Below are 343 nucleotides of genomic sequence, written 5' to 3'. Positions count from 1 at the left end.
TCCTGATCGATCAGCGGGCGCAGCAGCCCAGCGACCACGCCATCGACCTCATCCTGGTGATCCATCAGGGCATCGAGACTGCGCAGCAACTGCTGGTGGGTGACCGCCTTCGGCCCGAAATCGGGCAACGCAACCGTCTGCACCCAGCGAAGCACGCCGAGCTTGGACTCGGGGTCGCACAGGCGGTTGAGCACCATCAGGCGGATCAACGCTTCTACGTCCGTGGTGCGGCGGGTGCGGCGGAACACCCGGCGCAGCCCGGAGAAGCCCAGCGACTTCCACAGCTCGGTCAGCGCCCACACATTGCCGAGCGCGCGCGCGGATTCGAACGACACCGTTGGCG

General features: G+C 67.1%; 1 pseudogene. It reads right to left on the bottom strand.

Features of this window, described 5'->3' with window-relative positions:
• Nucleotides 1-343 (bottom strand): annotated as a pseudogene (locus tag DNK49_RS23495) (IS1634 family transposase); the annotation flags it as partial.

The sequence above is a fragment of the Parazoarcus communis SWub3 = DSM 12120 genome (assembly GCF_003226565.1).
Taxonomy (GTDB): Bacteria; Pseudomonadota; Gammaproteobacteria; order Burkholderiales; family Rhodocyclaceae; genus Parazoarcus; species Parazoarcus communis.
This window is presented reverse-complemented; position numbering and strand designations above follow the sequence as displayed.